The sequence below is a fragment of the Dictyobacter kobayashii genome, assembly GCF_003967555.1.
Lineage (GTDB): Bacteria > Chloroflexota > Ktedonobacteria > Ktedonobacterales > Ktedonobacteraceae > Dictyobacter > Dictyobacter kobayashii.
Genome location: NZ_BIFS01000001.1, coordinates 1,347,606 through 1,367,234 on the forward strand (window position 1 = coordinate 1,347,606; position 19,629 = coordinate 1,367,234).

Consider the following 19,629-nt stretch of genomic DNA (forward strand, 5'->3'; position numbering starts at 1 on the left):
CCCAGACCCCAGTCAAGGGGCTGACCGCCCCTTGCATCCCCGCTTTTTTTCACCTGCCGCAGCAGGAGAGAGATGATGAGGTTGGAAGCACAGTTCTCAGACCCCTGACCACCCCTTGCATCTCAGCTTTCTTGTTGTTGTATGTGCTGTTTTGAGTAAAAAATATACTTATAAATAATTACGTAGCTGAAGTGAGTATAGATGTGCCCATATATGGGCGCAGTACCTTTGGTATGACTACTGAGCCGTCTGCTTGTTGATAGGTCTCCAGGATGGCGGCCATTGTGCGTCCAACAGCAAGTCCGGAGCCATTTAAGGTGTGAACATAAGCTGATCGCGTATGGCTCGCCGAACGGTATTTTATGTTGGCTCTCTGGGCCTGGAAAGTTTCACAGTTGCTGATGGATGAGATCTCGATATATTCCTTCATGCCTGGCATCCAGACTTCGAGGTCGAAGGTTTTGGCTGCCGCAAAAGGCAGGTTGACCGCATTAAGCGCTACCACACGATAAGGCAATTCTAACAACTGCAATATTGCTTCTGCGTGCTGCCGTAGTTGGGTGAGCCGGGTATATGAATCCTGTGGCTCTGTATATTGAAAAAGTTCGACTTTATTAAACTGATGCAGACGTAGGAGACCACGTGTCTGGCGTGAGGCTGAACCTGCTTCACGTCGATAGGCGGTCGTCCAGGCAACGTAGCGCAATGGTAGTTGTTCATGAGAAAGTATGCTGTTGCTGTGCATGCCAACCAGTGGGACTTCGGCTGTTGGGTTGAGATAGAGTTCATCTTCGTTACAGGCATAGGACTGATCTTCGAATTTGGGAAGTTGACCGGCTCCAATCATGACTGAGCGAAGTGCTAGCTGTGGAGGCATGATCTCGGTATACCCATGTTCTCGGGTGTGTATATCTAACATAAATGAGATCAGGGCTCTTTCCAGCCGCGCCCCGGCACCTTTGAGAAGCATGAAGCGCCTGCCAGCAATGCGTGCACCCATCTCGGCATCCATCAACCCTAGATGATCTGCCAGTTTCCAGTGTGGTTGTGGTTCGAAGTGCAGCTGTTGCGTGACAGCTGGCTCTCCCCACTGCTGCACGATATCACCAGTGGAACTGCCACTAGCCGCAGGCACGCTCTGATGGGGTAAATTAGGCAATGTGAGCAGCAGCATGTTTAGACGCGTTTCAAGATCAGCTGTCTGCAACTCAAGAGTACTGATCTCTTCGGTCAATGTTTTGATCTGTTTGTTGAGATCAAAACGTTGATCCGTCGCGACAGTGCGCACGGTCTCTTTCTGCTGCTTGAGGGACGCATACAGGCTATCTCGCTGTGTAATCAAGCCTTTACGTTGATTAGCCAGCAGCAGTATCTCATCTATATTGCGCGTATCAGTGCGCTTTTGTAATGCATCTCGTATAATATCGGGATGCTGACAAATAAAATCTAGACTCAGCATATAGTGTAGTATAGCATAGGATAAACGCTTTAATCGTTTTTTGGTACTCTCTGGTGCATAAAAAACAGCCTGGTTGCGTATTGTCTCCTGCAACACATACAATAACAAGGATATGCTATTATATGTATCTATAAGGAGACTAAAATCGGTATGAGCCAATCTGTCCAACTACTCTGCTCTACAGGCGTCTTTAGCCGCTATCCTGACCTTACTGGCTATCAAGCCATTGTCAAATATGGTCCTTTATTGGAAGCCGATGGCTTTGAGGTAATGTTTTATCCTGCCTGGTATTCACGCGTCGAGGAGATTGCTGGCGAGCTTCAACGTACCGGTTTGCGCTTCCCGGCGATGCATACCGAGAAGAATATCGGAACGGCCCTTGGACAACCTGATCCAGTTGAACGTGAGCGTGGGGTGCGTCTCCTGGCTGAAAATTGTCACCTCGCTAGCCTGCTTGGATGCCAGATTCTTGTGCTGCACCTCTGGAACTGGCCTGAATTAGATGATAATCTGGATCATAATTTAGCCCTACTTGGCGAATGTTATGATGTAGCCCTGAGCTATGGCATCGAGCTGGCCCTGGAGAGTATTCCCGGCCGCCATTTTGATCCGCTTACGAACCTGCACCGTGCTCTTGAGCGTGACACGCGCTGTCATTTTGGATTAGATACAGAGTTTCTGGCTAATTATAATCTGCTTGATCGTGTTTTTGAAACCCCCTGGCTCTGGCAGGATGATCGCACCCACCATGTCCATATCAAAGATTCTAATGGGCAGCCCTTTGTGGATGGGAAGCGCCGCTATCTGCATCCCGGGGAAGGCGATATAGACTTTACCAGCTTCTTCAGCCAGCTTAAAGGGCGGGGCTTCAGCGGCAACCTGAGCCTTGAGTCCCCGGCCATCACGATCGATGGTGAGGTCCATCTAGATCAGCTACATGCTAGCCTTAACTTTATTCGCCGCTTCCTCTGGTAAACGTCCATGCCACTTTCCATATCTGATCTATAGGCCATCATACACAGATCTCGCGCATCACGGGCGAGATCTGACCTGCCTGGCGTGCTTTCTACGGTCAGGCAGTCCTCTCTTTGGGAAGGGTGACTGTAAAGGTCGAGCCTTTGCCAACTTCGCTCTCCACCGTGATGGTTCCCCCCATCCCTGGTAGTGAAGATGCGTACCTGCTCCAAGCTTAAGAACTATACGGAAATGATGCGATATTTTCGAGCAACAAGCAAGCTCTAAAATGGGAGGCTGGTGAAATCGCTCATCCTGTTCATAGAACTATTGGCTTGTGCACATCAATGAGACGCAAAGGCCTCAAGGGAACTTGAAAAAATATGCTAGTCTATAGGCAAAATCTGCTTGACAGTTGTTTATGGATCAGGTATGCTTGTCATGTTATGAAGAATGAACTCATTTGCCGCGCCGAGCAAGATAAGATTGCTCAGTTTTTGGCTTACCACTACCCCTATAAAGCCATTACGCATGTGCGCGCCGCATAAGCCTGGTACATCGCTTATGCGGCGGAAAGCAGTGCTGATGTCGTGGATAACGTACGGTCCCACCTCAAATAGACCGTAGGTTGTTTTTTCCTGTCTGTACTCCTCTCCTGCCTGATCTGTGTCCTTACGCTACCCATCATCTCATCGTCTTCCTCTGCAGTTGATGGCCAGGTTGTCCTCCAATGGTAACGCTGTCTTACGTATCCGCTATCCGTATGCAGCCCATCCTCACCTGGTTGTGTGCTGCCCCCACTCTTTTCAGAAGGAAGCTACGATGTTATTAGTGCAATTCTCGAAGGTCAGCAAGGATTATGCTGGCAATGCCGTCTTTGATCAGTTGGATTTAGAGGTCCTCACCGGCGAGCGTATCGGACTGGTGGGAGAGAACGGCTGTGGCAAGTCAACGCTGCTCCGATTGATGGCCGATCTAGACACTCCAACCGAAGGGACCATTTCACGCAAACGACATTTGACTATAGGACATCACTCACAGGAGATCGATCCAGCACAACATACCCAAACTATTCTTGAGGTCGTGCAAGAAGTATCGGCGGAGTTTGCCGCCCACCTCACCTACCAGCATCAATTGGAGAGGCAGATGGCCGATCCAGCCGTCACCAGTAACCCCGAGGCACTAAATGAGGTCCTGGAGGCCTACGGTAAAGCCCAGGAGCGTTTTGAGACCCTGGGTGGCTATATGGTAGAGCACAAAGCCAAAGCGGTTCTGACCGGTCTGGGCTTCAGCAGTGCCGACTATGATCAATTGATCGGCACCCTCAGTGGAGGGGAGAAGAAACTGGTCAACCTGGCTCGTATCCTGGTTCAGACCCCCGACCTGCTTCTATTGGATGAGCCGGATAATCACCTGGATATACAGGCCAAGGAATGGCTGGAGGCTTATATCCATGATTACCCAGGCGCGGTAGTAATTATCTCACATGATCGCCATTTGCTGGATCATACGGTAAACAAGATTTTCCAATTAGAGGATGGTGCGATCGATGTGTATATAGGAAACTACACTGCCTATGTGCAGGAACGTCAGTTGCGTCTGCAGCAACGCTATGAATACTACCTGACACAGCAAGACGAAATTAAACGTCTGGAGGCCAGCCTGGTGCAGTTGCGCGAATGGGCCAAAATGAACGATAAGTTCGCTGGCCGTATGCACAATATGGAGAAGCGTATTGCGCGTATTAAAGAGGATCTGGCAGAGAAGCCGGTGCTCATTCGCAATAAAATGAAGGTGCGCCTGGACCCTGAGCGCAGTAGTAAGAAGGTGTTGGAGATCAAAAAGTTAGAGATTGCCCTTCCCGGTCGCGTGCTGTGTAAGCCTTTTGATCTGACAATTATGCATGGCGAGCGCATCGGGATCGTGGGTGAGAATGGCAGTGGGAAGTCCACCTTGATGAAAACGTTGCTCGGTCTGCTACCAATCCAACAGGGTGAGGTGCGCATCGGCCCTAGCGTCATTCCTGGCTATTATGCGCAGGAACAGGAGACGCTTCCCTTTGCCAGCACACCAATCGAATTTGTGACCCGCCTGAAAAATATGAGTGAGGGCCAGGCAATCGCACTCCTGCATCGCCTGCTCTTCTCTTATCGGGATATGCACAATACGATTGGCAATTTAAGTGGTGGCGAGAAAAGTCGCTTACAGATCGCGCGCCTGATGTTGACTGAAGCCAATTTTCTCTTGCTCGATGAGCCAACCAACAACCTGGATATACCATCCGTCGAGGTGCTGGAAACTGCCTTACAACAGTTTGAAGGAACCACGCTGATGATCTCGCACGACCGCTACTTTCTAGATAAACTGGCGACCAAAATCATCGCCATTGAAGCAGATTGTACGGTCCGCATCTATCCCGGCAACTTCTCTTATTATAACGAAAAACAACAGTGCGCATAAAGTGTGTCGCTCCTGTGCGAGCGTGCACTGCCGCGCCTGCCCGCGTTTTATGGGCAGTTGTGGAGAATGTTCATCGCACATTCTCCACAACTGCATAGAAAGAATTATGAGCTCCAAACGCGCGAGCTTATGAGTTTCAGATAAACACAAGTTTATACACAATTTTATTTGTAGTGCAGACAGGGCTCCTGGCGCTCTGTCTGCACTACAAATAAAAAGATGCTTCGGGCGCGGCAGCGCACGAGCGCAAGGCCCGAAGAATGAAGTTAGAACGTTTTGGCCGCAGAAGCGCTCTCAAACCATTGAATATTAGATAGATTTGGGCTACACTATAAACTGTTTGCATCGTGATGTTGCTACGCAAAATTGTGCCGTTTGTAGTTGAGAGGAACTATGATTACCGTTATTAAACTCGATCCCCTGGGGGCCGAAAAGCTTCGCTATTATGGCGATGTGCTCAGGCGTTCCTCCGAGGAGATCGTCGTTCAGGCAAGCTGGACGATGGCAGAACGTGATCTAGGCTATACACGTTTTGAACCTGGAGATCGTTTTATCGAGTATTATTACGCGGATCGCTGGTTTAATATCTTTGATATCTCACACCAGGATGGACGACGCAAAGGCTGGTACTGCAATATTACTGAGCCGGCACACATTCAAGAGACCTGTATTGAACAGGTCGATCTCTTTTTAGATGTATGGGTAGATACCAGTGGTACTCCACTGCTGCTCGATGAAGATGAGTTTGCCGCAGCTTCTATGCTGACTGGCAGTCAGCGTCAAGGTGCACAACAGGGCCTACAAACACTTCTACAGATGGTGGAAAATCGCCAGGCTGTCTTTTCTAGCCTGGCTGAGTATTCGTAGCGGGTTATTGTTTTACTAGTAGCAAGGGCCAGACCAATGCCCTGAAAGGACATATCTTGATGGAAAGATGGGACGCCAGGCCGCTCCAATCAACAGTACAGAACCAGGCAGATGCCGATTGGAACGTTTTAGAGCTTGAGTCTCGTAAAAATCTTCATAGTAAGATCCACGAGTTAATCGAACTGACCAATAATAGTACCCTGTCAACCAGTGACCTTCATCATCACTTACGCCATTGCCAGGCTCAGTATGGCAAGCATTTTACCTCACAACTTGTCCGTTCACTCCAGCGCACTGATGTCGTTGAACGAGAAGCAGTCGTCTGGCTTTTAACACAACTACAGGACCCAAATGCGATCCCGCCGCTGCAAAAATTAGTCCGGCACCCACAACAATCGCGAGCCGTTCGCCTTTCAGCCGCCCTGGCCCTGGCAGGTATGGGCGCCACCAAAGAGATGTTAGCGACACGCCCACCACGCCTTTACGCTATTAGTTGAGAGCCTTCACGCTATTCTGCTTATGCTGGTGCGTTGGATTGCGTAGACAGACCTGCGCAATCCAACCAGGTAAGCTGCCTCCTGACCGCTATTCCTCGCACGAATTGAAGCGAAAAAGCTAGACAATACGTAATAAAAACAATCGGAATTATATAAGGTAAACCGACAAGGAGGTTAGTATATGCACTTCAATTTTACAATTGGAGATTTCATTGTCTGGCTGATTATTGCTTTAATTGGTGGCTTTATTGGTGAGATGATCGCTCGCCGTCGAGCTCCAGATGGTATCCTTGGGGCCACAATCATTGGTTTTATTGGCATGATTATCGTCGTGGGATTGCTCGGCCTGCATTTTTCAAATGATGTCTATATCGGAGGCGCCCCACTGCTCACATCATTGCTAGTGGCAGCCGTCTTTGTTGCTCTCTGGAGCGGACTGGCTTATCGCCGCGTCTATCGCCCTAGTTACGAGCGCTACTACCATCGCCGTGGTAGTTATGTGCGCCGCCCACGCCGTCGTCGCCGTTTCTTCTAAACCTGAGCCACGGCTGAAAGTATATAAAGAGAATAAGATACATGGTTTTTCTATGAAAAATGTATGATCTATATTCTACTCCTTTAAGAATAAAGAAACGCCAGAACATTGTTTCTGGCGTTTCTCTTATGTGTAACGTATACTTGTATAGGTATAGAGACCATTTCCCTCTGTATCGACCTTATTGAGCGTAGTCAGGGCAACGCAGCCCGAAGCGAGAGATCAGTAAACTTGCACACAGTTCTTTGGCACGTTATGCTTAGACATGATTAATAATTGAGGGAGAAATAAACAATTGGCAATTAAGATCGATATTCCCCAACGAGGGGTGATTGAGCTACAGCATGCCGTCTTCGATGTGAATGGTACCCTCGCTGTTGATGGTGCAATAATTCCTGGAGCAGATGAACGGCTCAAAAAACTCTCTGAACACATTACAATTCACCTGGTCACCTCAGGTACCCATGGCAATCTTGCCACCATCCAACAAGCCCTGGGCTTCCCCATCCATGAGATACTGCGTGGCGATGAAAAGATGCGCTATGTACAGAATTTAGGACCAGCTTCCGTGATCGCTTTTGGCAACGGCATGAATGATGCCAGTATGCTCCGCCTGGCTGCCATTGGCGTTGTCGTCATCACCCCTGAAGGCATAGCAGCTAAAACATTGCAGGGGGCAGATATTGTCTCCTATGGACCACTGCAGGCTATTGATCTCCTCTTAAAACCCAATCGCCTGATTGCTACCCTGCGCGGCTAAACAGGATAGTACCGATGAAAGCGAAATCAACCGCGTCCACAACCGGGCAAACGGAGCATCCCGCCTCAGCGGAAGAAAGCTCCGTCTCAACACAGCGCAATGGCTTACTCTATGTCGTGGTTGCTGTTTTATTTTTCGCGACCAGCCCGGTCTTTATTCGCTGGTCACAGCCTTTTCACGCGGTTGAGATTGCTTTCTGGCGCCTGGCCATCGCGGCCCTTCTGGTAGTGGTACTGGGCCTGCTAACCCGGCAGCAGATGGGTATCAGGCGCCGGGAGCTTCCCCGCTTTCTACTCTATGGGCTGGTGACGGCCCTGCATTTCTTTTTCTATATCGCCTCGCTAAATTATACGACGACCGCCCACAGTCTGGCCTTGACCTATACCTCACCTATTTTTGTGACGCTGCTATCGACCCTGTTCTTGCGTGAGTCGCTACCACTACGTAAATTGCTGGGCATGTCGATCGCGGTCATAGGCGTGGCTATTATGGCGGGCTTTGAACCACACTATACCAGTTGCTCACTCAATGGGCAGTGTATGGTTTTGGGGGATGGATTGGCCTTGCTCTCTGGGCTCTGCTATGGCATTTATTCGATTATAGGTCGCAGTGAGCGTGGGCGCCATCCATTATTTCGCTATACGGCACATGTCTATGGCCTGGCCGCTCTCTGGCTACTTCCAGTTATGCTCTTCTTCGCCTTTCAACATGCCTATCCACTACCAGCTATTGCGGCGATCTGCGCCCTGGGCATCTTCCCCCTGGGACTGGGTCACACCCTTTACAATGCGGCGCTACGCAAAGTCCACGCCACCTATGCCAATCTGATTGCGACGCAGGAGGTCACAATGGGGATTATCTTGAGTGTGATCTTCCTGCATGATATACCGTCGTTAAGCACCGTGATCGGTGTCCTGGTGACACTGGGTGGCATTATCAGTGTGTTGCTCTAGCAGTTTGTTGATAGGCGTTCAGGATCAATGGATCGACGATCCAACCATCGATTTCAAATCCGGGTGGAATACCATAGTTTTGCGTGCGCTGGCTGTAGGCCCAGGCGGCTTGAACTGCACAAAGGACCGCATCTAGTTGATCACCCATTGGATCACTGATCAGCCGCTCACGTAGAGGGTCACTAAGCTGAACCCGCACCCCATAAATGCTGCTCATAGCCGGCGCGCAAATAGCGTCCACCAGTTCAAGCCTGGCCTGCTGCAGCTCTGGAGTCTGCCGGGCCCGATCATCACTTTTGTAGCTGCGTTTGCCCAACCAGTGTCGTGCTACCAGGGCAGGATAGCCTTCTACCACGAGCCGCGTGTCTGACCGTGGATAGCAAGGAAGAACGCTTGCACCAGACTTTAACAGGCGCGGAGCTCCCTCAAAAAACATCTTCCCAACCGGGACACGATACATCATCATCGGGCTGATCGCGCCAGCCAGCTTATCGGCCAGGCGCTGATGCAATTTGTTTCCCGCAGGCCTCGCTTTGCTATATGCAATAAGCGTCTGGCTAAAGTTAGCTTTCCCCATGGCGTCTACGGCATGAACATAATCGGGCCAGGAATGTGGCCAGGAGAGGTTATGGATCAACTGGCGCGGTTGACCAAACGGGAAGTCACAGGCCATTATCCAGGGGCCAGGCTGCTGGAGAAATTGCTCAAAGGCAACGAATTGAGGAAATAAGAGGCATTCCTGTACAGTCAGGGTTTCCGCTTCTAAGCGGCAGACAGCACAGGTAATGGGCTTACGGGTAGAGGGGGCGCTGGTAAAATCCATACCAAAAATAGACATAGGTGGCACAGAGTGTTCCGTGTCAGGATCAAACAGCGCGTTTCCCCTTTCCATCCACAAAAATAAGAGACTCGAAGAAATTAAAGAAATAAATATTACAACTGCGCCATCACATTTTTACTGATTGCTCTCAGCGTTGCGAAGACGCCTCGACCATCAGCCGCCACCGCTTCAAAACTGGGAGCGCGACGACGATTGAGATAACGCTCTAACACTGGAACTGGCAGAGCATTGGGCATATCTCGCTTATTCCACTGCATGACCAGAGGAAATGTCATCAGGTCCTTTCCGATCCGACGCATGTTCATTTCAAGCTCAGCAATACTTTGAACATTTTCCTCAAATTTTTCAGCCTGCGAATCCACTACAAACACAATACCGTCGGCACCATTCAAGACTGCCAGGCGGGTGCGCTCATAAAGGATCTGCCCGGGCACGGTATACAGATGGAAACGTGTGCGAAAGCCATGCACAGTTCCAAGGTCTAACGGCAGAAAATCGAAGAACAGAGTACGCTCCGTCTCCGTGGCAATAGAGAGCATATCGCCCCGGGCATTAGGGTGAATGCTCCTATGCACATGCTGCAAATTCGTTGTCTTCCCACAATATCCTATACCGTAATACACAATCTTACAGTGGATCTCATGGGTAGCAATGTTGATGAGAGCCATAAAAGACAGGTTCCTCTAATCGCGGAAAAGCAGATCGATGGTATCTTCAACCGATGAGCGAAACTGAAGGTTGAGCACCGAAGATTTGGTACGCGTGGTATCGTTACGCACACGTTCCAAAGTGCGCCCAAGTTCATCAGAAGCTTTCTTCGAAAGAACTTTGACCAGGCCTATATGCGTTAATTTGTCGAAAATAATCACCAGGAGCCATTGCTCTTCGACCATGGTGGTGTAGATGTTTTCCTGCACCCCCTGTTGAAAGATATTGCGAAAATCCTTTTCATCCAGGAGTTTCGCAACTTCGCGGGAAGATGAAAAGACACCAGCCAACAAAGCTCCAAGAGTTGTTGCATTGCGACGTGTACCTGTTCCTTGCACGGCAACAACCTGGCCACTTTTATCAAGAAGCATGGCTGAAGTAGCATTGGTATCATTCATCAACTTCATCAACACAGCTGAAATTGTAGCAAGTTCGCGATCAGAAATAATAAGATTTGTTAATTGTTCCATGGACGCGCCGCCCTCCGTGTACACGTCTGGCATAAGGTATAATACACCATTTTATGTTGCGCTAAGCTATATCTAGGGCCTCAAGAATTTCATTGCGACTCGCTTTAACCAAATGGCGTACGCGCCCAATATTCGAGGCATTATCTGATAGTGTGATCATCAGAGCAAAATCACCCAGCGGATCAACACTCACTAAACCATGTTCATATTCCAAGAGCAACCCCACTGCGCTTCCCCGCCCAATCTCTTGTCCCAATGCTTCAGCGGTGCTAAAGCTTGTCGTTGTAATCGCACCCACCGCCTCCAGGTCCTCTTTACCTTCTCGAGTCATACCCTCGATCATTAAGCCATCGCGACCGACCAGGATGGCCTGTCGGACACCTGGGATTGCTAAGAAGCGGCTCAGCATTTGTTTTAGATCAACCATTCTTCCCTCCGCACTGGTTGGTTGCCATCTTGTCCTTGGTGGTGAGTCTAGGACCCTAGTTATTCTAACTGATGTCCTATATGGGTGCAATCATATGGGACATCTTGGCTAATGTTCATCAATCGTGATGACCATGAGAAGATTACTTTCTCACCTAATGCCCGCGTAGCCCTTTTCCACCAGGCCCACCAGATTGTCTTGCTTTCTAATAAACACGCCGTATATGATAAAATTACGCTCTCTGGCTACAAGGTACCAGAGAACAAAATACTTTTCAATACCAGGAGCTTTTAAAATGGATGAACCACAGGCTTTATGGCTACCTTCGCCCAATTATTTTCCGGCCCGGGCTGGTCATGCTCCTCGCTGGATAATTATACACGGAACCGCCGGCTTTTCCAGCGCGGAGGAGGTGGGCTATTACTTCCAGCAGGCTGATGTCAGTACGCATTATACGATTGGGCGCGATGGTGTGATTGTCCAATCGGTGCGCGAACATGATGGCGCCTGGGGGAATGGCGGTGTTACGACGGGACACGATCCCTGGTGGTCACGCAAGCTCAATCCCAACAATGTTACGATCTCGATTGAACATGTCAAACCACACCGGGATAACTCTGATGAACTAACTGAGACTCAGAAAGAGGCCAGTTTCCGTCTGATTCAACATATTTGTGATCGCCACCATATTCCAAAGCATAAAGCCAATGCCTCGGGAGGCATTACTGGTCATCGTTCAATGGACCCTCTACATCGTAGTTTTTGTCCTGGTCCTTATCCCTGGGAAGAGCTGTTTGAGTTCTTGAACGACACCAAATAGAAAGAGGAATCCGCAAATATGTCTCTTTCTATTTGGTGTCGTTCAAGAAATTATTTTGTGGTGTAGTGTAGAAAATGTGCTTTGCACATTTTCTACACTACACCACAAAAGCTGCTTGGCGCGCCAGCGCACGTCCGCACAGGAGCGATTAGCGATTTTTGGTCCCGTAGTTGGGGGCCTCTTTGGTGATCATAACATCATGGGGATGGCTCTCGCGTAGACCTGCATTGGTGATGCGTGTAAATTGCGCATTGTTTTGCATGTCGGCGATAGTTGCCGCTCCAGCATAACCCATGGCCTGGCGTAAACCACCAACCAGCTGATACACCAGGGGTCCTAACATACCTTTATAAGGTACGCGGGCTTCAATACCTTCGGCGATCAGTTCTGATTCGTCGACTTCACCCTGGAAGTAACGGTGCTTACTATAGCTACGCTGTTTCATAGCACCAATGGAACCCATGCCACGGTAATCTTTGAAACGCTCACCATGGGAGATCATCAGTTCGCCCGGGCTCTCATCTACACCGGCCAGCAGGCTACCCAGCATGACGGTGTCAGAACCAGCGACGATAGCTTTAGCAATATCACCAGAATATTGAATACCACCATCACCGATGATCGGTATGTTGTAGCGACGACCGACAGCGGCACAATCATAGATCGCTGTGATCTGGGCCATACCAACACCAGAGATAATACGTGTAGTACAGATAGAACCAGCGCCAATACCAACCTTCACAGCATCGACACCAGCTTGAATGAGGGCTTCTGTGGCCTCGGCGGTTACAACATTGCCAGCAACCAGCTGAACTTTCTTGCCGAAACGGTCACTGATCTGAGCAACACGCTCAATAACCATGCGGGAATGACCATGTGAGGTATCCACAACCAGCGCATCCACGCCTTCTTCAACCAGTGCAGCACAACGATCCAGGGAATCCGGACCAACACCAACGGCGGCGGCTACACGCAAACGCCCAAATTCGTCTTTGGCGGCGTTTGGATAAAGAATTTTCTTCTGGATATCCTTCATGGTAATCAGGCCTTTGAGCATGCCATGATCATCAACCACAGGTAATTTCTCTACTTTGCTGTGGTGGAGAATTTCACGGGCCTGCTCTAAAGTGGTACCAACGGGGACGGTTACGAGGTTTTCGCGGGTCATCAGATCAGCAATAGGACGTTCTACATTGGTTTCGAAACGCATGTCGCGGTTCGTCAGGATGCCTACCAGCTTACCCTGCTCGGTAATCGGAATACCAGAGATATGGAAACGCTTCATGACCTGAAGGGCCTCACTCAATGCGGCATCAGGTTCGAGCGTAATTGGATCAGTTATCATACCAGACTCAGAGCGCTTAACCTTATCTACTTCCTGGGCCTGGAAATCAATGGACGCATTACTATGTATAACACCAATACCACCTTCACGTGCAAGAGCAATGGCCATACGGGCTTCAGTGACTGTATCCATAGCGGCACTAACGATCGGAATATTGAGGGAAATGGTACGTGTGAATCGTGTCTGGGTGGAAACTTCGCGGGGAAGGACTGAAGATGCAGCGGGAATGATCAGCACATCATCAAATGTGAGGCCTTCTTTGGCAAACTTCTGGGCAAAGGAGTCCGGGTTCTGTGCCAGAGACATGGTTTAAGACATCCTCCTTAAAAAAACACCAGCACACTTTTCAAGCGTACTGGTCCCTTCACGGGTAGAACAGGCGATTGCCTGCCCTGCTTATGAGACAAATCGACTTAATAATTCCTGATAGTGTAACATCTAGAATTAGACATCGTCAAATAGATAATCTCACAATCAGATTTCAACTAAAATAAATAGTGCTTTCACCAGGGAATACAGCATAGCTAGCGCTATTTTAAAAGTAATAGGAAAAAGCTCCCTTACATAAAATCGTAAGGGAGCTTTTTTATTTGTACCTACCGCCTTGAATTACAAGGTGCGGCGGCTGCGTGAACCCATAACCAGGTTGTAAATGATAACTACAACGGCAATAACCAGCAGGATATGAATCAGAGCGCTGGAAACGTGCAGTACCACAAATCCGAGCAGCCAGAGAATAACAAGGACAACAACCACTGCCCAAAGAATACCAACCATGATCTATCTCCTTTGACAAATGAAAAAAACAATAATACTTTCGAAGCTCATTTATCCGAAAAATGATTCCTGTATAACTACTTTATATACGTATCATAAATAAATTTAGATGTATCTTTAAAAGAAACAAAGCAATGCGAGTGCTCCAAAATAGGACATTGATCCCGTGATGAAAGGCTTATATGTGTTCCTACACATCCTCTATCAGGCGTTTTGCTGAACCCACTCACGTAAGATCGGAGCGGCGATCACGTATCCGGTCCCATTTTTAATGAGCAGATCACGCCTAACAAGGATACGTAATGCTCTGGAAATGTTCTCATGCTCACGTTGTGTTGCTTGCTCAATGTTGTTTTGACCGACTACTTCCTGCTGCTCGCAGATATAGAGCAGGCAGGCTTTCTCATTGTCATCACAACGTTTCCAGAGATCATCGAAATGGGCATCCCAGGACATGACAAGTTGCTTGACCGCGCGCTCAATATCTTGAGCTTCAAGGCGATCTCTTTTATCAATGTTGAGGTTGTCAATGAGTTGGGAACAAAGGGCCTGCACAAAAAAAGGATGCCCATTGGTCTGTTGGATGAGCCGATCGACAATCTCTCCAAAAATATCTTCTCCTGGATATTCCGGTTTGGGATGCAAGATCAACTGGCAGGCTTCTAGCTCGCTGAGGAAACTGACTTTGAGGGACTGAACATTGACGAAGTAGTTGGACCAGTTGATGCCAGTTTGGGCTCCCATGTCACTGAAAGTGTGGAGGCCGCTAAATAACAGGGCGATGCGTGGCCGATATTGGATGATTTGCCTGCACCAGTCTAAAAACATGTTCAGGTCCAGATAGCCTTTGTGAGCATGCTCATCTAATTTCTCAAATTCATCGAAGGCTAACAATAAAGTGTGGTCATCTTCTTCCAAAAGATCCTCAACCCTCCTTAACCAATACTCAAAGAACCTGTATGCCATCGGATCATTAACGTAGCTGGATGTTTGCAATTGCTCAAAGGCCAGGGGATCAATATTGATGCCGCGCTCCTGTAGTGCCTTCTCGATACCTTTAGAGATAGTACCCAGGAAAGTGGCTGTGCGGGCATATATCTTGGGGTCTTGTAAATTGTAGATTACGGGTATGTAACTGGCGCCCAATAGGTAAGAAAGTTGTCGTAGGGTACTGGTCTTACCCATACGTCGCTCGCCCTGCAATAATAAAGTGGGGCGCCGACTCCCTTTATTCAGAGCCTGCAGTAGTTGCAATGCCAGATCTTTACGGCCGACAAATAAAGGATCATAGGGCTCCAATACCTGTCCAGGTTTATAGGGGTTATCAATGTGACCAAGATCCTGATCCATCCGAGCAAGCACACTCTGTTCTCTGGCTGCTGCTTCTTTCCAGGACTCAATAACCTGCCTCACACGACGATTTAAGCGCTGATCCTGAAAGGCAATATTGGGACGAATCTTTTGCAGATTATCTATCATTCGACCGAGAGCGTTCAATCTGGCCTGGATTCCAAGAGGCTGGAGGCTACTCATGGCTTCACGGCTCGCTTCACCCAATCTGGTCAATGCACTCGACCACCGTGGATCGCTCAATTGTGTCTCCGGTGGCAGTAGCTCGTTCAGGCGCAGAAAAGCTCCAGAGATTTGCCTGATAGTAAGACATCCTTCTAAATAATCAAGCGCAATCTCCAAAGCGGTACTACGGGCTGCAGGCAGTTGTAGTGGGCGCTCAGTGGCAATAAATAAAATTTCCTCTAGTGTTTGCTCTGGCTGCTCACTATATGCCAGCAACAATAGTTGCTTCAAAAATGGCAACGGTAGATAGATGCGCTCATCCCAATGCAAAGCAGAATGTTTGAGCAAAGGTAATGTCTCATTTGGTCGCTTCCGAGCACTCAGATATGCATACAAGACTGATGACCCGCTTACAAAATAAAATGGCACCCGATATGCACCAATGATACTCATTATACTAAATGCTATTCCAAACGCTATTCCAAACTCTGGTCTATACCCTCCTATGATTATTATCAATCCAGTCACTATGCCTACTGTTAATCCAGCCCATAATCCTACTTTTATACCAAACGCTATTTCAAGAACTATTCCAATCACTATTCCAACACATATCGCAAGTACTATTCCAGTTACTGTTTCAATATTTAATCCAGCTCCCAGTCCGACCACAATCCCCACTCCTAGTTCTAAAGTTATCCCAGACGCTATTCCAACCCCTATTCCAAACACTATTCCTCCGGACATCACGATTACTATTCCAACAATTGGAGGCCAGAAGAAACTTACGATACCTTGATAGGGAACTAAATGAAAGCATATCAATAGTGCAAGTATGACAAACACAACAGGGCAAACTATCAAAAATGCAGGAGGAGATACTCTTAACATCATCCCCAGGCGCTGCCTGTAAGATAGAGGTTGAAGTTCTCTGGTCAGATAGGCAGGCTGAAAAAAGGCGTAGAATATCAGGCGCAAGGCTCCTACTTTTGGGGCACGTCGCTCTGTCATTATTTACTCCTTAACTACTGCCTGATATTCTTCATCTAATCGGTGCTTGAAATCATGCTGATAGCGCACATCATCCACATTCAAACCAGCAATCTGAGCCTGTTTATCATCCAGCAGCAATTTGCCTACCAGTTGGAGACGCAACGGTAGCCAGTAACGCTCTCCATTGACCTTATAGAGTGCACTCCACTGCAAAAGAACTTCTTGCTCTTTCTTATCAAAGCCAACCTGATCTCCTTTCTCCTCTACAAACTTCCGCGCCTCCTGCTCTGTAAAAGGCTTGAGCGCTATTTGCTGTACCTTATTAAAGAATGGGCTAGTCTGTCCCGTTAATCCTTCTATAATTTCTTTTAGTGGATGCCTGCTAGCAGTAACCAGGATCAATCCATTACTCTCGGCCAGAGCACGAAGTCCCTCAAAGAAATCCTGATCAAACTCCTGTTTATTACGAAAACATTCAAATTCATCAATACATAGAACAGGCTGCACACCAAAGTTTCTCATATCGCCTATTTCCTTTGACAGTTGTTCGAGTGGAGTCACACTAGACAAATTCATAGATAACGATATTCCGAACTGTGCCAGCACATGCCGCACAAAGCCAGCCTGGCTCTTACACTCTGGATGCGTTGCGCTGACCTTCACTACTCGATAGGATGGGTTATATGTAGGAGCTACCATCTGTAGGTACTCCAGGAGCCATGTCTTACCAATCAGGCGCTCTCCAATAATCGAGCTAGATCCTTTATTTGCTAGACGGGTAATCAGCGTATTTCGTGCTGCCACACGGCCATAAAACTCTCCAGGATCGCTTAAGGGTTGGTTAAACGAAAAGTGAGCCTGCCCTGACTTTGCTGGTGATAACAGTGATGCGGATATATTGCGATGATCAATGATAAAAATTACAGTGGTGATTATGACCAGTATGGCTCCTGCGACAATAGTAATGCTAAGATGCTGTCCTATCCAGCCAACAGGAGTGTTAGGGGCAAAATCTGCGTCCGAGGTCATTCGTGTCGATATAATATTGATTACCAAACCTAATACAATGACAATCCAGAAAAAGCGCAATCCATTCCAGAGCTGATGGCATAAGCGAATCCAAAGAGATGGTGCGACTGTTGATTTTTTTGATCGCGAAGGGGTTGTCATCCTTAACTCCCGCAATTTGTTATTATACTATTTTAGTATATAACGAATGCTATTGCATAGCAACATATGCCCATAAAGTACAAACGTTAAGAATGTGGACATCCAGCATATAATTCACTTCTCCTTTTGGGGACCCATCTATAAGGGATATTTGAGAGAAGCCATACACCTTTAAATCGTCCAACTTGTCATCTGGCGAAAACTGCTGTACTTTATACAGAGGATTACTGGATTTCTTGCTATCGCTGTCCCAACAACTGTTGTCCCAGGTCGCATACAAGAAATGGTTGCATATTAAGGAGTAGCTCTTATGTCTGCTGACACGCAGACAACGACAAAAGTGGTACCCACACAGTCAGTAGATGGTGCCGCTATTGTCGTTGAGAATTTCAGCAAAAGCTACGGCGCTCATCGCGTCGTCGATCATTTACAATTTCAGGTACAGCCTGGAGAGGTCTTTGCGCTGCTGGGCCCTAACGGCGCTGGCAAAACCACGACCGTTGAAACCCTGGAAGGGTATCGTACACCTGATGTTGGCACGATTCGTGTACTCGGTCTCGATCCAATTCGCCAGGCGCGCGAGTTGAAACCACGCATTGGAGTCATGCTACAACAGGATGGTCTCTACCCGGCTCTGACGGCCCGCGAGGTGCTCAGCCTGTTCGCTGGCTACTATGAGCAGCCGCAAGCGGTGGATGCCTTATTGGAGCGTGTAGGACTGACCTCGGCGACCAAAACGCGTTGCCGCCGTCTCTCCGGTGGTCAGAAACGTCGCCTGGCGCTGGCAGTGGCCCTGATAGGCAATCCTGAATTGGTCTTTCTGGATGAACCTACCGCTGGCATGGACCCCCAGGCGCGCCAGACCACCTGGGAGATTGTGCGCGAGTTGAAGCGCAATGGCGTCACGATCTTGCTAACCACCCATCTGATGGATGAGGCAGAACGCCTGGCCGATCGCGTGGCAATCATCGATCATGGACAGTTGATCGCCCTGGATACCCCTGGCAATCTTACGGGCGGCCAAAATGCCAACATTGTGCGCTTTGTTGCTCCAGAAGGATTGGATTGCACTCAACTGGCTGCATTACCTACAGCGAAAAGTGCAGAAGAGGTGCGCGCTGGCAGTTATGTCATTGAGACCGATGATATTCCTGCGCTGCTGGTGGAGTTGACCACCTGGCTACGCGAACAGAAAATTACGCTCTCCGAGCTACGCGTAGGCCACGGCTCACTGGAGGATCTCTTCTTACGCTTAACTGGATCAGAGGTACGAGATTAACATGGCCACACATTCACCACTAGCAACGGATGCGGCTAAAGCTCCGCGTAACAATACTCCTGCCTCGGCGGGACGTCAAATTCTTAAGCAGACACAATTTGAATTATTGCTCACCAGTAGACGCGGCGAAAATGTGCTGGTTACACTGATTATTCCAGTGATGCTGCTCATTTTCTTTGCCTCTTTGAATATTATTCCCGTCAATAAGGGTGAGAGCGCCGCTACGTTTCTTTTGCCGGGTATTCTGGCTATCGCTATTATGGCAGCTGGTATGGTCAATCTGGGCATTGCGACCGCCTATGAGCGCTACTACGGTGTCCTCAAGCGCCTGGGCAGTTCTCCCCTGTCCCGTAGTGGACTGATTATTGCCAAGATCATTTCGATTCTGGTACTCGAAGTCGTCCAGGTCTTGCTCCTGGTTGGTGTGGCTGTGGCATTCTACGGCTGGCGGCCAGTTGGCTCATTGCCTTTCGCGCTGCTTTCAATCGTCCTGGGTACCGTCACCTTTTCGGCCCTGGGATTAGCGATGGCGGGGGCGCTGCGTGCTGAAATGACTCTGGCAGGGGCTAACGCGCTCTTCCTGGTCTTTATCCTGCTGGGCGGCGGCATCTTGCCACTGGAGCACCTGCCAGCGCCAATCGCTGCGATCGCACAACTACTGCCAGCATCAGCACTAACCCAGGCCTTGCAGCAAACAATGGCCCACAACGGGACCTTCCCATTGTATCCAATCCTGCTGCTGACCCTATGGGCTATCGTGATCCTCTTTGTGGCGATTCGTACATTTAAGTGGGAGTAA

20 protein-coding genes are annotated in these 19,629 nt (G+C 48.7%); 11 read left to right on the forward strand and 9 right to left on the reverse strand.

The annotated features are described in order from the left end of the window. Window positions 1–178 precede the first annotated feature (178 nt). Window positions 179–1,459, reverse strand: a complete 1,281-nt coding sequence (serS, locus tag EL645_RS06020) for a serine--tRNA ligase (RefSeq protein WP_126549179.1) — start codon at window positions 1,457–1,459, stop codon at window positions 179–181. 150 nt (window positions 1,460–1,609) lie between these two features. On the opposite strand from serS, the gene EL645_RS06025 reads away from it, so the two are divergent. The 7 genes from EL645_RS06025 (at window position 1,610) to EL645_RS06055 (ending at window position 8,485) form a co-directional block, all read left to right on the forward strand. Beyond that, a complete protein-coding gene (locus EL645_RS06025) occupies window positions 1,610–2,434 on the forward strand; it encodes a sugar phosphate isomerase/epimerase family protein (RefSeq protein WP_126549180.1) in 825 nt (274 codons plus the stop codon). A gap of 801 nt (window positions 2,435–3,235) precedes the next feature. Continuing rightward, window positions 3,236–4,873 (forward strand): ribosomal protection-like ABC-F family protein, encoded by a 1,638-nt coding sequence (abc-f, locus tag EL645_RS06030; RefSeq protein WP_161977161.1) that lies wholly within the window; start codon window positions 3,236–3,238, stop codon window positions 4,871–4,873. A 393-nt stretch (window positions 4,874–5,266) separates the two neighbouring features. Beyond that, window positions 5,267–5,740 (forward strand): ribonuclease FAU-1 family protein, encoded by a 474-nt coding sequence (locus EL645_RS06035; protein ID WP_126549182.1) that lies wholly within the window; start codon window positions 5,267–5,269, stop codon window positions 5,738–5,740. Between the two features lie 59 nt (window positions 5,741–5,799). Further along, window positions 5,800–6,237 carry a HEAT repeat domain-containing protein gene (locus tag EL645_RS06040; protein ID WP_126549183.1) on the forward strand — a complete coding sequence of 146 codons (438 nt, stop codon included), beginning with the start codon at window positions 5,800–5,802 and terminating at the stop codon, window positions 6,235–6,237. 181 nt (window positions 6,238–6,418) lie between these two features. Continuing rightward, window positions 6,419–6,772: a GlsB/YeaQ/YmgE family stress response membrane protein gene (locus EL645_RS06045; protein ID WP_126549184.1), complete on the forward strand. Its 354-nt coding sequence runs from the start codon at window positions 6,419–6,421 to the stop codon at window positions 6,770–6,772. 295 nt (window positions 6,773–7,067) lie between these two features. Then, window positions 7,068–7,532, forward strand: coding sequence for an HAD family hydrolase (locus tag EL645_RS06050; protein ID WP_218031763.1), 465 nt, complete (start codon window positions 7,068–7,070; stop codon window positions 7,530–7,532). A gap of 14 nt (window positions 7,533–7,546) precedes the next feature. Then, window positions 7,547–8,485: a DMT family transporter gene (locus EL645_RS06055; RefSeq protein WP_126549185.1), complete on the forward strand. Its 939-nt coding sequence runs from the start codon at window positions 7,547–7,549 to the stop codon at window positions 8,483–8,485. Here the strand turns inward: EL645_RS06055 and EL645_RS06060 are convergent. From EL645_RS06060 to EL645_RS06075, 4 genes are all read right to left on the reverse strand, one after another. Beyond that, window positions 8,469–9,323: a DUF429 domain-containing protein gene (locus tag EL645_RS06060; RefSeq protein ID WP_246035521.1), complete on the reverse strand. Its 855-nt coding sequence runs from the start codon at window positions 9,321–9,323 to the stop codon at window positions 8,469–8,471. The two genes, EL645_RS06055 and EL645_RS06060, sit on opposite strands and share 17 nt — an antisense overlap. A gap of 95 nt (window positions 9,324–9,418) precedes the next feature. Next, window positions 9,419–9,994, reverse strand: a complete 576-nt coding sequence (locus EL645_RS06065) for a GTP-binding protein (RefSeq protein WP_126549187.1) — start codon at window positions 9,992–9,994, stop codon at window positions 9,419–9,421. 15 nt (window positions 9,995–10,009) lie between these two features. Next, complete coding sequence (locus EL645_RS06070; protein WP_126549188.1) at window positions 10,010–10,504, reverse strand: roadblock/LC7 domain-containing protein; 495 nt, start codon at window positions 10,502–10,504, stop codon at window positions 10,010–10,012. Between the two features lie 61 nt (window positions 10,505–10,565). After that, window positions 10,566–10,931, reverse strand: coding sequence for a roadblock/LC7 domain-containing protein (locus EL645_RS06075; protein WP_126549189.1), 366 nt, complete (start codon window positions 10,929–10,931; stop codon window positions 10,566–10,568). A 111-nt stretch (window positions 10,932–11,042) separates the two neighbouring features. On the opposite strand from EL645_RS06075, the gene EL645_RS39120 reads away from it, so the two are divergent. Both EL645_RS39120 and EL645_RS06080 read left to right on the forward strand, forming a co-directional pair. After that, window positions 11,043–11,225: a hypothetical protein gene (locus EL645_RS39120; RefSeq protein WP_161977163.1), complete on the forward strand. Its 183-nt coding sequence runs from the start codon at window positions 11,043–11,045 to the stop codon at window positions 11,223–11,225. Window position 11,226: 1 nt separating this feature from the next. Beyond that, complete coding sequence (locus EL645_RS06080) at window positions 11,227–11,751, forward strand: N-acetylmuramoyl-L-alanine amidase (protein ID WP_161977164.1); 525 nt, start codon at window positions 11,227–11,229, stop codon at window positions 11,749–11,751. 148 nt (window positions 11,752–11,899) lie between these two features. Here the strand turns inward: EL645_RS06080 and guaB are convergent, their stop codons facing one another. From guaB to EL645_RS06100, 4 genes are all read right to left on the reverse strand, one after another. Beyond that, window positions 11,900–13,402, reverse strand: a complete 1,503-nt coding sequence (gene guaB / locus EL645_RS06085; protein ID WP_126549191.1) for an IMP dehydrogenase — start codon at window positions 13,400–13,402, stop codon at window positions 11,900–11,902. 303 nt (window positions 13,403–13,705) lie between these two features. Then, window positions 13,706–13,873: a lmo0937 family membrane protein gene (locus EL645_RS06090; protein ID WP_218031764.1), complete on the reverse strand. Its 168-nt coding sequence runs from the start codon at window positions 13,871–13,873 to the stop codon at window positions 13,706–13,708. 204 nt (window positions 13,874–14,077) lie between these two features. Continuing rightward, the gene (locus EL645_RS06095) at window positions 14,078–15,736 is read right to left on the reverse strand and encodes an AAA family ATPase (RefSeq protein WP_161977165.1); all 1,659 of its coding nucleotides are present in this window, start codon (window positions 15,734–15,736) and stop codon (window positions 14,078–14,080) included. A gap of 666 nt (window positions 15,737–16,402) precedes the next feature. Beyond that, window positions 16,403–17,551, reverse strand: coding sequence for an AAA family ATPase (locus EL645_RS06100; protein WP_126549193.1), 1,149 nt, complete (start codon window positions 17,549–17,551; stop codon window positions 16,403–16,405). Between the two features lie 310 nt (window positions 17,552–17,861). On the opposite strand from EL645_RS06100, the gene EL645_RS06105 reads away from it, so the two are divergent. Beyond that, complete coding sequence (locus EL645_RS06105) at window positions 17,862–18,830, forward strand: ABC transporter ATP-binding protein (protein ID WP_126549194.1); 969 nt, start codon at window positions 17,862–17,864, stop codon at window positions 18,828–18,830. Between the two features lies 1 nt (window position 18,831). Continuing rightward, window positions 18,832–19,629 carry an ABC transporter permease gene (locus EL645_RS06110; protein WP_126549195.1) on the forward strand — a complete coding sequence of 266 codons (798 nt, stop codon included), beginning with the start codon at window positions 18,832–18,834 and terminating at the stop codon, window positions 19,627–19,629.